Source organism: Chryseobacterium soldanellicola (genome assembly GCF_900100115.1).
GTDB lineage: Bacteria > Bacteroidota > Bacteroidia > Flavobacteriales > Weeksellaceae > Chryseobacterium > Chryseobacterium soldanellicola.
This window is the reverse complement of record NZ_FNKL01000001.1, coordinates 1-15,711: the sequence shown is the minus strand read 5'-3', so window position 1 is coordinate 15,711 and position 15,711 is coordinate 1. Positions and strand designations below refer to the sequence as shown.

The window sequence follows — 15,711 nt, the reverse complement described above, 5'->3', positions numbered from 1 at the left end:
GTTTAGTTTTTTAATTTAGTTTCCAGATCAGCCAAAATAGATTCTACCGAACGGATCGTGAATGCTGATAGGGTTAAAGTAGGGTTTGAAGTTCCCAAAGTCGTCATATTTCCTGCACCGACGATGTATAAATTAGGGTGATCCCAGGATTTACAATAGCTGTTGGTCACAGAATCATCCGGCGTTGTGCCCATTCTATGGGTTCCGACGATGTGTCCGGCTCCGTTGTAGGAATATCTTACGTTGTTGTACACAAATGTATTGTTGTCTGTAGCATTGTAGGTTGTAAAATCTTCAACGCCAAGCCTTGCAAACATCTGATCGGAAGCCATTTTTGCTTGTTCCATGGCTCTCATTTCGTATTCTGTCAGTTCATAATTAATGACAGGACGAGGAATTCCCAAGGCGTCCAGATATTGATCATTGATCGTTACTCTGTTGTTCGGATTGGGCAATTGTTCAATTTCAAAATGGAATAAAACCTGTCTGGTCAGTCTTTCCTGTAACGCTTCTTTTAATTCTGCTCCGAAATAGCCTTGTCCCAAAAATTCCGAAATATCTGATCCCGGAGAAAATGCCGGCCAGCTCCATCCCCAATTATCAAGCGGAGAGATCCATGCAGAAAATTCACTTCTGAAATTCCCGTCACGGAAAGACGAAATATTGGTCGTAGAACCCGGACCTCTGTACGAATAGATCGGTTCCGGGAACAATCCCCAAGTCAGCATCACCATGTGATCCATTAGGTTTCTTCCTACCTGATCGCTTCGGTTGGCAACGGTTTTTTCTACTTTTTGTCCGTTTTCGATAACCGAATATTTTGAATTCAATAAAATCTTTGGATTTTCAAAAGCATTGGCTGCAAGAATGACGATAGAATCTGACGTATCAATAACTTCTTCAATAAAGTCTGTGCTTTCTTTGGAAATATATCTTCTTAAATGAACTTTTGAAATTTTCTCCTGATCTGCCTGATCAACACTCAGTTTGTACACCACACTTTGTGCCTGAACCTGAATATGCGGATTTCTCTGAAGATTATCGTTTTTATTAACTTTATAAAGTGCTTTTTTCAGCGTTTTCAAAGCGTTATATTTCGCCTGAACCGGACAGATCGGAACGCAGGAAGCATTTCCTTCGCAACGTTCTCCCATATAAGGATTCCAGATAGAGCCCAGCGCTTTATATTCTTCTTTTTCAATGTTTTTCAATGATAACTTATAACCTGAATCTGTATTTTCAGCCTTAATTATTTTTGATTTGCCATAAAGAGGATTTGGCGTAGAATTTCTTCCCTGAGGAGAAGGAACCATCGTTAAAGGAAAGTTTTCAAAATTTAACTGAACACTGGTTCCTGCAAGTCCGTCAATAATCCTTTGATCCATATAACTTTGCGGAATTTCTTCCATCGGAAAAACATAATCTTTGCCATAATATTCTTCCATGCTTTCCGAGATCGGATATTCCTGTGCTGCAACATTTCCTGAAACACCGATTTCAAATTCAGCCATTTCATAATACGGTTTTAAAATGTCGTAATTGATGGGCCAATCCATCGCTCTTCCGTATTTTTCCTTTAAATAAAAGTCATTGGGAAGCATTCTCGGCGTTGTTCCCAGCCAGTGAAGGGTAGTTCCGCCACCGATTCTGATTGCATCACTTGCAAACGGCATCGGGCCAAACTGCACCAAATATCCTTTTTTATCCGGAAACGGCGGGATAATCGGCGTCATATCCAAAACGTCCGGTGATGGAGCCTGTTTCAGGTTCGGGTAAGGAGAATTCGGGACTTTGGCTTCCTCCATATAAAATTTACGGATGTATTCGTTGTAAGTCGTCAATGATGACGCTGAATCCAGTTCCAATCCAGCTTCCAGGCCAGCTTCAAACATTAAAACAGACAATTCTTTGGCATCTTCAGGTTGATCGACTTCCGCGCGATAAACCATTTTACCTTTTTTTGTATCAAATACATGATCGGTCAAAAGTTTGGCGATCAATGATCCTGCGATCCCCGTTCCTACAATGATCACGTCTTTTTTCGGTAGGCTGTTGTTTTGCTGGCTCATGAGTTGCTGTTTACAGGTTTAACGCCCCACGATTTGAAGCCTGGCTGTTTTGCTCCTGGTGGATGAGCATGCATGATGTTCCAGACAAGACCTTCTTTGTACGATAAATCGTTTACATAGGCGCCTTCCCAAGTGCCGAGATACCACATGGTGATGATGTTATTGGCCATATCCTGCATTCCGGGATCGGCTATGATCTCTGCATTAATTGCATTATTCAACTGATCCTGACTGTAAGAATTTTCAAGGATCGTTTTTGAAGTATTCAGAAATTCAATGAAAGTGGCGGCTTCTATCTGACCTAAAATGTGTTTGTAATAGATATCTGCCAGGCCGGTAGATTGCAGTTCGTTTACAGAAAAACCCGTAAGTGATTCTGAAATCGACATAAACACGTCGTAATAATAATCATCGACGTTGAGGATTTTGTTAATAATCATATCGTTTAAGTTTGATGGTTAAAGTTTTTAAAATGAGATTATCATTTATATTAATTGCCCATAATTATCGGTTTTTTGTTTATTCAAAAGTAATTAGACGGAATTATTTTAATTTCAGTATTTATACTTAATTATGCTTCTTTAATGTTATTTAAAATGAATCTAGATAATGGCTGAGATGAATTTTTCTCTTTTAAATTTACATATTTTATCACTAATATGGGAAAAAATTTATATTGATTAATTTTTTATTTTAGACTAAATAATATTTCTCTACATTAGGATTTCAAGAAATTTTGTTAAATTGTTTATAATTTAATTCACATGGCTTTACAACAACTAATCATTGTCGGTTTTACGGTTTTAAGTATTGGATTTAATGCTCAAAACAGCGAAAAAAAAATGTCAGAATTGATTCAGAATGAGTTTCAATTTGCTGAAAATCAATATAAATATTTAATGAAAGCCATTCCGGAAGACAAAATGCCACAATCATATAAAGCCTCGGAAGGAAAGGTCATTACGAAAGATATAAGTTGGTGGTGCTCAGGTTTTTATCCGGGTTCGTTGTGGATGATTTATGAACAGACCAAAGATCCGGACATCAGAAAAGAAGCGGAACGAACTTTGAGTTTAATAGAACCCAACAAGACTTTTACAAGAGATCACGACTTAGGTTTTATGATGTTTTGCAGCTTTGGAAATGCGTACAGAATCACGAAAGATCCAAAATACAAAGAGATTATTCTTACTTCTGCGGAGTCGCTTTCCACAAGATTTCGTCCGGGAATGCAGGCGATTTTGTCTTGGGATAAAATGGCAGATTTCAAAGGTCCGGTTATTATTGATAACATGATGAATCTTGAAATGCTGGTTTGGGCGTCACAAAACGGAGGAAACAAAAAGACAGAAGAAATCGCCATTGCTCACGCCAATACAACGATTAAAAATCATTTTAGACCAGATTACAGTTCGTATCATGTAATTGATTATGATGTAAATACGGGCAAAGTTTTAGGAAAAAAGACCTTTCAGGGATATGCTGATTCTTCGGCTTGGGCGAGAGGTCAGGGGTGGGCTTTGTACGGTTACACAATGATGTATCGATTCACGAAAGATGAAAAATATTTAAATCAGGCTCGAAATATAGCGAAATTTATTCTCAATAATCCTACTTTACCGGAAGATAAAATTCCGTATTGGGATTTTAATGATCCTAAAATTCCGAATGTTCCGAGAGATGCTTCGGCAGCAGCCATTATTTCTTCCGCTTTACTGGAATTGGGTCAATACACAAAAGGTGATGAAAAGAAAAATTATGTAGAAACGGCCCAACAAATGTTAATCAACCTGTCCGGAGAAAAATATCATGCAAAATTGGGTGAAAACGGAGGTTTTATATTGATGCACAGCACGGGCGGGCTTCCATTGAATTCTGAAATTGATGTTCCGTTGATCTACGCCGATTATTATTTTTTAGAAGCATTAAAAAGATATAAAGACTGGTATTTATAGAAAAATATTTAAATATTTTCCAGATATTATTAAAATAATAAAGAATGCTGATGTATTTCTTTTTGTTTTCTATTTGATTATTTGTTTGTGAAGTAAGATTTTATTTCTTACAATTTGTTTGTTGAGTTGAATTTTTACTTTTTAAGAACCTGCAGAATATACCCGGACAATATTTTCGTATTTCCGCTGTAATGATGGTTTCCAGGAATATGTTTCATCTGATAATTATGGTGCAAACTGATTTCTTTGTATGGAAAATGAGCATATTCAAAATCACTTAAAATCAATGTTACCGGAACACCATTCATTTTGTTGATCTCAGGAGTTACCAATAAGCTGCCTTTTGGCTCCATCCCGAAATATTCATTAAGATGGATTTTAAAATCAGTCGTTTTTGAAGGCCCGATGATAAAAACATGCTGAATTTTATTTTTAAGATCATCCGTAAAATGATTGTAAATAAAAGGCGTGACATCAGCCCCAAAAGAATAGCCGATCAGAATAACTTTTTGATTTTTTCGTCCCTGAAGCTGTTTATTGATATAATTCTCAATCGCTGCAGAAGTCTGTTCCGGCGTTTTTTTATTCCAGAAATAATTTTTTGTATTTAAACCGAAAACATCATAACCCATGGCATGAAAATCATTGGCAAGCCCTTTTGAGAACGAATTAAAGCCCGCGTCACCGCTGAGATAAAAGATAATAGGCTTATCTGTATTCGAATTCCAAGAAGTGATGTTGAAATCATCTTTGGATGATGTACAGGAATTAAATTGAAAAAATACCGTTAAAGAAAGTATTTTCAAAATGAATTTGAATGAATCTTTCATGGTTTCATAACTTTATTAAGAGAAGCAGGAATTTGTATTAAATCAAAATCACTGTTGTACACCAAATATTTGTTTTCCCACGTATCGGCATATTTTTCCTTGAAATTTCTCAGGGTTTGATACGATTTGAAGCTTCCAACTCTCTGGTAAACAAATTGTAAGACGTCTTCCGCTGTATTGCTCGGTTCCTGCATTCCAGCCATCGGGGTCATTCCCAGATTAATATATTTCAGATCTTTGGCTTTGGCATATTCCACTAATTTTACGATAAGCAGATCTATGCTGCCGCCTGGAGCATCTTCTGTTTTCCGGATCATGTCATAACTGCATTCGTCTGGCGCACAGTAAGGTATGATGTTGAGGAAAGCCACGCACTTACGATCAGCATCAAAAATAAGGATAAGATCCTGAGATTTTACCGTTTCGGGGTCGAACATTCCTTCTGCAAAAACGATTTCTTTTTTATCAGATTCTGTCAGCCACAGATCAGATACTTTTTTGATCTGCTCAATAATATCCTCTGAATGTGGTGCATACAATATTTCGGCTTTATATCCTGATTTCTCCAAGCTGTTGATGCTGTTTCGTATTGACTTTCTGTCTTTCCCGGTCAGACTGAATTTTTCAGTATCCAATATCGCATCCTGCCCGATAAAAAGCTTTTGTTTTTTTAAAGGATTAAAATGCACCAATCCGCTTTCATCAACACGATAATAGCAGGTTTTCAAATTATTTTTCTGACAATAAAGATCAAATTCTTTGATGAGGTCTGTTTTATCATTTTCGGGACCTACTGGCTCTTCCAGCACAACTGCAAATCCGTTGGCAGTTCTGAAAGACACAAAACCCTGGAAATCTTCCGAAAAATAAAACTGCTTTTCCTGAGTAAGCTTAAAATAATCCAGCGAAGAGTTTCCGTATTCTTTAACGAGATTTTCTGCATTAATGGAGTTTTCGGCATCGCCTTTTTCTTTATGAATATTCATTCTGTAAAATGAAAAAATAAGGACAAGCCAGAAAGCCGCACCTAAAATATAATTAAGATTTTGAAAATCTCTGGCAAATGGAGTATTTGAAATAAGCCCTGAATCTTTAAATAACAAAAAAGTATGCAAAGTATAATAAACCGCCTGTTCTTTGGTAAAATTAATTCCAAAATGATTTTCACTGATAAAATAAAATGCGAGACAGTCAAAGATAAAAATAATGGCAAAAATTCCTAAAAATCTGCTGAAACCTCTGTGAATTGACATTTTTTTTGCTCTTAAAATATATTCCTTTCTGCTGTATAACAAAAGCCCCAACGTAAACACTGCAAATAAAGCCTCTTCATAATCCAGAGCTTTTGTAAGGTTGAAAATAATAGAGGTAATGGTAAGAATAACAGCAAAATACCAGGCTCTTTTAGAACCCCGGAAAAGGTTTGCAGAAGTTACCAAAAGCAGGATGCCGGAAATTAGCGTCAATATTTTAGAAAGATGAATCGCTTCCAGCGGCAGATAATTTTTTAAAATATGAATCCTGTCGGCAAGCGCGGGAGTGATCACAGAAAGGATATTAATAATGCCTAATAAAAAGATCATAAAAACAGGCAACACCCTCGCAAAAAGCTTTCTGCCGCTCCAGAGATAGGAAAGAATTCCTAATACAAGAGGAAGCCAGAACTCAAAAAAACGATAGACCAGCGTAACACCCAACCCGCTGGAATGACTGTATCCGAAATTAGCCAGAATAAAAGTAAGGGAAAATTCTACCGCTCCCAAGCCACGGAGAAATGGAGAAACAATCATAAGCAAAACAGAAACAACATACGAAATCGCCGCCGCAGAAAATGAAGCCGGGACACCAAACGCGTACATCGCAATCAAAAGGTGAAAAACACCGCAACATTCAATAGCAATTGAAACAAGAACGGTGAGCCAGAAATATTTTTTGTCAATTTCACTGTTAAAAATTTCTTCAGCAGAACGAATGATTTTAGGGAATTTTTTCTCAAAAAACCGATAAACAGCGTTTTTTCTTCGGAATGAAATAAAAATAAAATAGCAAAGCAGAAGAACGCCCGTCAACACCGCAATACTGATCCAGCTGTCACCAAAATTTTTATTGATAAATACAGCATAAGCGATAAGCGGAATTCCTACAATGAGCACCGTTAACAATCCCACAAAGCCATACACTGCACTTGCCTGATGAATTTTAGATGATTTATAGCCTTTTGTTCTTATATTTCTCGGAAGATACGCCAGAGAGCTCACACCGCCGGCCGGGAGAAAAATGCTTAAAAAATTTCGCTTTAAAAATAATCCGATGGAGTCGGGTAATTTTATATCCAGTCCTGTGCTTCGAAAGCTTGTTACATACATTAATCCCTGCAATGCAACATATATAAATGTTAATGCAACTCCTGATATTATCCACCATACATCAGCATTTTTGAGTTCCGGACCAATGGAAGCCATTTCATGTCTTTCGCTCCTGAAAAATACAAATGCCAACAGTAAAATAATAACGGCTAAAACTTCTTTCCAGCCGACCTGTTTAATGATTTTTGAAATTTTATTGATCTTCATAAATGTGTTGAGGCAGTATATGCAAAACCTTTAATAAAAATAAATAAAATTCTTTTAGTAATGAATTATATTTTAACTAGAGCTGCTATTGCTGAACAATTTTTACTGTTATCATTTTTTAATTATATGAAATGAATTACCCCTTTTTTTACTTTTTAACGAAAATTTTAAAGATAAAAAAACAGGACGTGTAGGCATCCTGTATTTTTGTTATTTCATATTTGCTTTAATTTTTTCTTCAACTGCCCGCCAATCATAGATATGGAAAACCCTGCCGTTGCTCATGGCTACAAATATTCCTTTGGGAAATTTTGGTCCGAGATTAGCGTTGGTGACTTCCGAGCCGTCACTTTCCTTTGTGGAAACAGGAATTTCAGCAATTTTTCCTTTTGCCGGATTTTCTCTTAAATACACATTAAAGGTATCTTTCTGCTGATTGGAAACAAAGATATATCCGGTGTTTACAGACGTAGGGTAGATGGAAATACCTTCCACATCAGATTTAAATTCGCCTTTTCCGAAAACTGAAAGCTCTTCATTTCCTTTTGCCGGATCTGCATAATATTGATGGACACCAAACATTTCATCAGAATAATAAATATAGCCCATTTCATCATCTACAGCAATGCTTTCAATTTCTTTCAAACCACTGTATTTTCCGAATTTACGGACAACTTTACCAGTAATTTTTCCATCTTTTTCAGATAATTTATACTGCCAGAGATAGCCGTCACTCGGTCCGGATTTTCTTCCTGCAATCACGAAAATTTCTTCTGTTTGCGGATTTTTATAGATTGAAATTCCCATCGGTCCGCGCTCAGTTTCGCCATCAAAAACGGTAAATTCTCCCACTTCTTTTAAATCGGGAAGCGAATATAATTTTATCTTGTTGGTTTCCCTTTCAGTCACAGCTGCAAAGTCGATTTTCTTTCCGTTTAAATTAAATCCATATTCCAGATCAACATTATTCGGGCGTTTTAACCCTAAAACTTTATTAATGATTTTTCCGTCCAAATCGAAAGCATACAAACCGCCATCCGTATCTTTATCTGTTCCGATGATGATGCTTTTGGAAGCATCCTGAGGATTGATCCAGATGGCGGGATCGTCGGTATCATGCAAAACCGGTTCTGTAATTGCAGTCGGCTGTAATTTTTTTCCTAATTGGTGTTGCCCGACACAATTTACCACAAACGGCAAAATGGAAAGAGCTATGATATACTTTATTTTTTTCATTTAAATAATGGATATATTTTTCTTTAAGTTTAATTAAAAATCAAACTTCACACCCAGGTTAAATTTCGGCCTGTAGTATTCAACCTGCGCAGTTCTGTCCGAAATTCCCTGATAATATCTCAACGGCTGATTCGTTAAATTATTCGCTTCAGCAAAAATTCTCAACTGACTTGTAATTTTATAAGAAGCATTGGCATCAAGGAATAATTGATTATCGTAATAACGGTCTTCAAAAGCATTTCCGCCCAATTCATCAATATAATGAGAAGCATAATTCATGGAAACTCTTGCCGAAAAACGCTTATTTTCCCAGGAAAGCGATCCGTTAAACATATTTGGGGCCGTTCCCGGAAGTCCGACATCGGTTCTTTCAACACCGTCTTCATTGGTGATACCTTTGGCTTTTGAATGCGTGTAAGTGTAATTTATATATACTCCCAAACCTTTCCAAAACGCTCCCGGAATGAAGTCTAATTGTCTTTGTAAAGCAACTTCAAAACCGTAAATATCTACATTATCTCCATTTCTTTGTTGAGTGAAGGTCCAGTTATTTTCTCCCGCAGGAATCGGGTTGTTTTGTCCTGCAAAGTCATTGGCAAAATCATTTGCAGAATAATTTCTTCTTGAATATGTGTATATAAAATCCTTTAAATTCTTGTAAAATACACCTCCGGAAAGGATTCCGACAGATTTAAAATATTTTTCTGCCATAAAATCGAAATTGTAAGCGTATGTTGCCTTCAGATTCGGATTTCCTGCAGAAACGGCTTCATCACCAGAAATTACATTTAAATAAGGAACCAAAGCGTAATAATTCGGACGCGCCAAAGCGGTTGTAAATGCTGCACGAAGCACCAAATTCTGAACGGGAACATATTTAAAAGACAAATTCGGAAGAATATTCGTGTACGTATTGGTATTGTTGATTTTTCCTACCAAATCTTCCTCATCCATCACGTAATTTCCTGTGTAATCGATTTTTGTGCTTTCGATACGGGCTCCGACGATCATTGAAAATTTGTCACTAAAATCCTGATCCCAACGGATATATCCTGCGTAAATATTTTCTTTTGCCTTGTAATTTCCGGAAAGAAATTCTTCAGGTTTTGATTCTGAATTAAATAAATTTGGATTAAATAAATCTAATCCACCCAAAAACGGAGCTGCTGCAAAGGTTCCAGGGACATAATTTCCCGGCTGGAAGTTGTGTCCGTCAAAATAAGTCGTCGGAACAGAAAGCAAGCTTCCCATGTCATTGATCGGTTCAAAAGCAAAATAATCATTTTCTCTTTCTTTTTCCTTCAGACGCAAACGCGCTCCCACACGGATTCTCCCTTTTTGATCATCAATTACAGAAAACGGGAAACGCAGATTAACTTTAGCTCCAAATTCCTTTTCCTGAGTAAAACTATTCGCATCAGAAAGATCACTTAATTCATAATTTCCAAGATTATCAGGTGTAAGCGGCGTAATCATCGGTCTTCTCGGATCGCTGAAATTGGAAGAAAAAGCAAGATCTTCATTTTCAAATTCGATGTAACGCTCGTGAGGCTTTTTTTCGCTCGCTGTTGCGTAGTTCATTGACCAGTCCAAATCAATTTTAGTTCCCAGAAGATGTTCACCTCTTAAAGCATAATTCTGCACTTTTTGTCTTTCAAGACGGGTATTGTCGTTGTTGAAATCTCCCCCTTTGTTCTGTCTTGTGATGTTGCCTTCCCAACCTGTAATTTCGCTTTCATCATCACTGTAAACGGGCTTTATTTTGTAACCTAAAGCATAGCGGTTTTCCTTATCATTTCTGAAATTGTACATTGCAGAAGCGTAGATTTTGTTTTTAGAATTAAATTCATAATCCAAATTCAAGTCAAAACTATGTCTGATACGGTGCTCGTTGTAATAACGGATTCCCATTTTGCTGATGTAAGCAGTTTTTGCGGCATCATCGGCAATTTCCCATGTCGGCTCGATATTATCCGAACCAAAATTGTTGTTGTTATATGAAAAACTGAATACAGCACCCAATTTTTTGTTTAAAAAACGGTCTCCATAGACCAATCCTGCTGTATAATTTCCTTTTTCACGGATCGGACTGTAACCTCCTGCCAAAGTAGCAGAAATTCTTTGTCCGTTCGGGGAAGCTCTTGTAATCAAATTCACGGAACCTCCGATGGCATCAGCATCCATATCGGGTGTCAACGTTTTGTTTACCTCAATCGTAGAGATCATATCGGAAGGAATCAAGTCCATCTGAACATTACGGTTATCACCCTCAGCGGATGGAATTCTGTCGCCGTTCAATGTTACAGAATTTAAGTTTGGAGCAAGACCACGAATGATTAAATTTCTCGCTTCACCCTGATCATTTTGAATGGTAATTCCGGGAACGCGCTTCAAGGCATCGCCGATATTGGCATCCGGAAAACGCCCGATCTGATCGGATGAAATGACGTTGGTAATATTCGCGTTATTCTTTTGTTTATTTAAAGCTCTTGCCTGATTTCTGAGCGTTGCTCCTGCAACCACAACTTCTTCAATGGTTGTTTCTTTTCTTGCAAAAACGATATTTTGCCTGGTGTTTTTATCAGGTTCTACAGAAACGGCATATTCATGGGTTCCATAACCTAAATAATCTATTTTCATGGTGTAACTTCCAGCAGGAACATTGAGGAAAACAAAATTTCCGTGTTCATCAGAAGTTGTATAAATATTTCCCGGTGCCAGAGAAATTTTCGCTCCGGGCAATGCAATTTTAGAATCATCATTGATATTTCCTGAAACGGTACCTGATTGAGCATAAAAATAAATTGATGCACAAAGCAAAACGGATGTAAAAATTTTCTTCACTTTCTTTTCTTAGATTTAAATTCGAACAAAATTAAAGGCTTAAGAAGAAAATTACTTGAAGTGAAGGTTACGATTGCTTTAAGGAATTATTAACAAGAATTGATTAGTGGAAAATAAATATTTATTATAATTATGGTTTCCCATAAAGAAATATGTATGCTTTTAAATAATATTGTGTACTTTAACTTTAAAACTAATTTAAAACATACCATGCAATCTTTATTAATTATTTTATTGATTTGTTTGACGCTTTATGCTTTTATTAAATTAAACAAAATCAAAAAAGAGCTGGCTCAAAAAAATGCCCAGATCATCAGTTTAAATCAAGAAATCAATCAATTAAAATCTGAATTACTTAATTATCAGTCTGATAAAAAATCTTTAAACGATAAAATTCAAAAATTGAGAAGTGAATTGTCTAATCTTCAAATCGATAAAAGAACCTCAGACGATAAAATACTCCAATTAAAAAATCACAATGATGCATTAAGCAAATACCAGGATATTCTTAATGTGCAGATAGAATGCGAATATCTTTTGAAAAAGGCTGAAAGAGACGGTCTGAAATTAAGAGAAAAAGCTAACCAAGAACTGATCAATGCACAGGAAAATGCAAGAGAATCCCGAAAAAATATAAAAGAATTTGTCGAAAAGAAACAGAGAGAAATAGAATTGCTTTATGAGAATGCCTTAAACGAGTCAAGAAGAATCCTAGAAAACGCAGAAAATAAAGCCGAAACAATAGGAGGGGACGCTTATAGAAGCTTAAGAGAGGCTGATGAGATTGCAGAAAGAATTAAGGCTATGAAAAATGTTATCAAAGGATATGGTAATGAATATTTAATACCAAGTTATACCTTGCTGGACAGTCTTGCGGAAGATTTCAGTCATAAAGAAGCTGGAGAAAATCTTAAAAAGCTTCGTCAGAATAATAAAATAATGATTGTTAACAGGCAGGCAGGAATTTGTGAATATATGGATGAGCAGAGAAGAGTTACCGCTGTTGATTTCGTCATTGACGCCTATAATGGCAAAGTAGATTCTATTTTATCTACCGTTAAGAAAGATAATTATGGAATTTTAAAGCAGAAAATGGAAGACGCTTTTCAATTGGTGAATTTTAATGGAAAAGCATTTAGAAATGCAAGAATTTCTGAAGTGTATCATAATGCAAGATTAGAAGAACTGAAATGGGCAGTTGTAGCACAAGAATTAAGATCACAAGAACAGGAAGAGCAAAGGCAAATCAGAGAACAGATTAGAGAAGAAGAAAAGGCTCGAAGAGAATTTGAAAGAGCTATCAAGGAAGCCGAAAAAGAGGAACAAACTTTAAAAAAGCTAATTGAAAAGGCAGAATCCCAGGTTGCAAGAGCAACTGAAGAACAAAAATTGATTTTCCAACAAAAATTGGAAGAATTACAAGGGAAACTTGAACAGGCAGAAGAAAAAAATCAACGTGCAATTTCTATGGCACAGCAAACCAGAACCGGTAATGTCTATGTCATTTCAAATATAGGATCATTCGGTGAAGATGTTTATAAAATTGGCATGACAAGACGTTTGGAGCCCTTAGATCGTGTTCGTGAGTTAGGAGATGCGAGTGTTCCGTTTGAATTTGACGTACATGCAATGATTTATTCTGCCGATGCTCCTGCCTTGGAAAGACAACTTCATAAAAGGTTTTTAAAGAATCAGCTTAATAAAATTAATCCTAGAAAAGAATTTTTCAGATTAAAAATAAATGATGTTAAAAATTATATGGAATCAATGGAAATAGAATGCAAATGGACAATGATAGCAGAAGCAAGACAGTATCGTGAAACTTTAAAACTTGAAGAAGAGATGAAAAACAATAAACAGCTTGAGGCAGAATGGGAACATTATCAGGAAATTGTTGATCCTGTAGTTTATGAAGAAGAAGTTATTGAAGAAATTTAAATCTAATAAAATTTAAAAAAATTAAGCTAGGTAAAAAAACATTTTGCCGGAAACAAAAAACTTTCTATATTTGCACCACTGAAAACGACGGCAACGTCGAGCTCAGGAGAGTTGGCAGAGTGGTCGATTGCGGCAGTCTTGAAAACTGTTGACTGTAACAGGTCCGGGGGTTCGAATCCCTCACTCTCCGCCAGTTGGGAAACCAAAATAAGCTAAAACGCTGTAAACATTGATATTTACAGCGTTTTTTTTGTGTTAATAGTATTTCCACCCTGTCATTGTGATCTTGAAAAATAAGGATGAGCCTTCGTGTGTAAATATCGGTCCCAAGCAGTTTAGATTTAAGTCGGTTTTTATATTGGATTTTGCTGGGAATTGGAGCCTGTCGCTAAACAAATAAGAAAAAAATAATCTTTATTAGTTTTCTAACATTTAATTTAATATTTACAGCTATTTTTAGGGTCTATACATTTAACATTTTTTATCTTTGGGAATTAACCTTAAGGATAATTAAATGTCAGAAGAACAGAAACGTCAGTTGCAACAGCAACTTTGGAATATAGCAAATACTTTACGTGGTAAAATGGATGCGGATGAATTCCGTGATTATATCCTAGGATTTATTTTCTATAAATACCTTTCAGAGAAAATACATTTTACGGCTAACAAAATTTTATTAGATTCAGGGGAAGATGTTGATTACAATGATGTTGATGAAAATACTGAAGAAGGAAAAGAAATTGTAGAAGCCATTTATGAGGAAGTTGTTGAAGATTTAGGATATTTCCTGAAACCTTCGGAACTTTTCAGTAATATTGCTAAAAAAGGACATCAGAAACAGGAAGGTAAATCCAATTTTATCTTAGCTGAACTTACAAAAATCCTTAATAATATTGAGCAATCTACATTAGGAACAAACAGTGAAGATGATTTCGAAGGTCTTTTTGACGATCTGGATCTTACTTCTTCCAAACTAGGACGAACAGAAGATGAAAAAAATACATTGATCTCAAAAGTTCTGTACCATCTGGATGATATTGATTTCAATTTATCAGATACCAATGCTGATGTTCTGGGAGATGCCTATGAATATCTGATTGCACAGTTTGCCAGTGGAGCAGGAAAAAAAGCCGGAGAATTCTATACGCCGCAACAGGTTTCTACTATTTTGGCGAGAATTGTAACCAGCCGAAAATCTCAATTAAAGTCCGTATATGATCCCACGTGCGGAAGCGGATCTTTACTTTTGCGTGTAGCGAGAGAAGCGAAAGTAAACGATTTCTACGGCCAGGAAATGAACCGTACTACTTACAACTTAGCAAGAATGAATATGATTCTTCACGGGGTCAATTACAGTAATTTTGATATTCGTCAGGAAGATACGCTTGAGAAGCCCCAACATCTTGACAAGACATTCGATGCCATTGTTGCCAATCCTCCTTTCTCAGCGAAATGGAGCTCTAATGAACTTCTTTTATTGGATGAAAGATTTTCACAATACGGAAAATTAGCTCCTTCTTCAAAAGCAGATTTTGCTTTTATCCAGCATATGATTCATCATTTGGATGAAAACGGAATTATGGCTGTCGTAATGCCTCATGGTGTTCTGTTCCGTGGAGCAGCTGAACTAGTCATCCGAAAATATCTGATTAAAGAGAAGAATTATTTAGATGCTGTAATTGGATTGCCTGCCAATATTTTCTTCGGAACAAGCATTCCGACCTGTATTTTAATATTTAAAAAATGTCGTGAAGCGGATGAAGATATTTTGTTTGTTGATGCGAGCAAAGAGTTTGAAAAGCAGAAAAACCAAAATGTCTTGCTCAACACTCATATCAATAAAATTGTTGATACTTACCAAAACCGCACTGTTATTGAAAAGTTCAGTCATAAAGCGACGTTGCAGGAAGTCGCAGATAATGATTACAACTTAAATATTCCTCGCTACGTTGACACTTTTGAGGAAGAAGAGGAAATTGATATTCAGGCGGTAATGGCTGAAATTAAGGAACTTGAAGCTAAGCGTTCTCAACTGGATTCTGAAATTGAAATTTATTTAAAAGAATTGGGATTAGTAAGCTAATTTTTTTTGACTTAGTAAAATCCTCAAGGTTTAGAATTTTAACAAATAAATTATCAAGATGACAGAAGAAAATAAAAGTGTAAAGAATTTTCCTAATTCAGGTGACTTAGGGATTCCAAAGCTCAGATTTACTGAATTTGGGATTGAAAAATGGGAAACTAAAAGACTGGGAGAAATTGCAAC

The 15,711-nt window shown here is 36.1% G+C and carries 9 protein-coding genes and 1 tRNA gene; 4 read left to right on the top strand and 6 right to left on the bottom strand.

Features of this window, described 5'->3' with window-relative positions:
• Positions 1-2: 2 nt before the first annotated feature.
• Both BLT04_RS00050 and BLT04_RS00045 read right to left on the bottom strand, forming a co-directional pair.
• On the bottom strand, positions 3-2,069 hold the full coding sequence (locus tag BLT04_RS00050) for a GMC oxidoreductase (protein WP_089752459.1): 2,067 nt from the start codon (positions 2,067-2,069) through the stop codon (positions 3-5).
• Positions 2,066-2,509 carry a sugar dehydrogenase complex small subunit gene (locus BLT04_RS00045; protein ID WP_089752457.1) on the bottom strand — a complete coding sequence of 148 codons (444 nt, stop codon included), beginning with the start codon at positions 2,507-2,509 and terminating at the stop codon, positions 2,066-2,068. The genes BLT04_RS00050 and BLT04_RS00045 overlap by 4 nt, the downstream gene beginning before the upstream one ends.
• Before the next feature lie 402 nt (positions 2,510-2,911).
• Between BLT04_RS00045 and BLT04_RS00040 the strand changes: the two genes are divergently transcribed.
• On the top strand, positions 2,912-4,024 hold the full coding sequence (locus BLT04_RS00040; protein WP_394331106.1) for a glycoside hydrolase family 88 protein: 1,113 nt from the start codon (positions 2,912-2,914) through the stop codon (positions 4,022-4,024).
• Between the two features lie 134 nt (positions 4,025-4,158).
• On the opposite strand, the gene BLT04_RS00035 is transcribed toward BLT04_RS00040, so the two are convergent.
• The 4 genes from BLT04_RS00035 to BLT04_RS00020 all read right to left on the bottom strand — a co-directional run bounded on the left by BLT04_RS00035 (position 4,159) and on the right by BLT04_RS00020 (position 11,507).
• Positions 4,159-4,854 (bottom strand): AcvB/VirJ family lysyl-phosphatidylglycerol hydrolase, encoded by a 696-nt coding sequence (locus BLT04_RS00035; RefSeq protein ID WP_089752453.1) that lies wholly within the window; start codon positions 4,852-4,854, stop codon positions 4,159-4,161.
• Positions 4,851-7,427: a phosphatidylglycerol lysyltransferase domain-containing protein gene (locus BLT04_RS00030; RefSeq protein ID WP_089752451.1), complete on the bottom strand. Its 2,577-nt coding sequence runs from the start codon at positions 7,425-7,427 to the stop codon at positions 4,851-4,853. Before BLT04_RS00030 ends, BLT04_RS00035 begins: the two co-directional genes overlap by 4 nt.
• A 210-nt stretch (positions 7,428-7,637) precedes the next feature.
• Entirely contained in the window at positions 7,638-8,663 is a 1,026-nt protein-coding gene (locus tag BLT04_RS00025) for a phytase (protein ID WP_089752449.1), read from the bottom strand.
• Positions 8,664-8,696: 33 nt separating this feature from the next.
• Positions 8,697-11,507 carry a TonB-dependent receptor gene (locus BLT04_RS00020; protein WP_089752447.1) on the bottom strand — a complete coding sequence of 937 codons (2,811 nt, stop codon included), beginning with the start codon at positions 11,505-11,507 and terminating at the stop codon, positions 8,697-8,699.
• Positions 11,508-11,717: 210 nt separating this feature from the next.
• Between BLT04_RS00020 and BLT04_RS00015 the strand changes: the two genes are divergently transcribed.
• The 3 genes from BLT04_RS00015 to BLT04_RS00005 all read left to right on the top strand — a co-directional run bounded on the left by BLT04_RS00015 (position 11,718) and on the right by BLT04_RS00005 (position 15,528).
• Positions 11,718-13,445 (top strand): SNIPE associated domain-containing protein, encoded by a 1,728-nt coding sequence (locus BLT04_RS00015; protein WP_089752445.1) that lies wholly within the window; start codon positions 11,718-11,720, stop codon positions 13,443-13,445.
• Between the two features lie 105 nt (positions 13,446-13,550).
• Positions 13,551-13,638: transfer RNA gene (locus BLT04_RS00010), tRNA-Ser, on the top strand.
• Between the two features lie 321 nt (positions 13,639-13,959).
• The gene (locus BLT04_RS00005; protein WP_089752443.1) at positions 13,960-15,528 is read left to right on the top strand and encodes a type I restriction-modification system subunit M; all 1,569 of its coding nucleotides are present in this window, start codon (positions 13,960-13,962) and stop codon (positions 15,526-15,528) included.
• Positions 15,529-15,711: the final 183 nt, after the last annotated feature.

Coding starts and splice junctions, on each gene's coding strand:
- BLT04_RS00045 (WP_089752457.1), bottom strand. CDS start 2,509: ATGATTATTAACAAAATCCTCAACGTCGATGATTATTATTACGACGTG.
- BLT04_RS00025 (WP_089752449.1), bottom strand. CDS start 8,663: ATGAAAAAAATAAAGTATATCATAGCTCTTTCCATTTTGCCGTTTGTG.
- BLT04_RS00035 (WP_089752453.1), bottom strand. CDS start 4,854: ATGAAAGATTCATTCAAATTCATTTTGAAAATACTTTCTTTAACGGTA.
- BLT04_RS00005 (WP_089752443.1), top strand. CDS start 13,960: ATGTCAGAAGAACAGAAACGTCAGTTGCAACAGCAACTTTGGAATATA.
- BLT04_RS00040 (WP_394331106.1), top strand. CDS start 2,912: ATGTCAGAATTGATTCAGAATGAGTTTCAATTTGCTGAAAATCAATAT.
- BLT04_RS00050 (WP_089752459.1), bottom strand. CDS start 2,069: ATGAGCCAGCAAAACAACAGCCTACCGAAAAAAGACGTGATCATTGTA.
- BLT04_RS00030 (WP_089752451.1), bottom strand. CDS start 7,427: ATGAAGATCAATAAAATTTCAAAAATCATTAAACAGGTCGGCTGGAAA.
- BLT04_RS00015 (WP_089752445.1), top strand. CDS start 11,718: ATGCAATCTTTATTAATTATTTTATTGATTTGTTTGACGCTTTATGCT.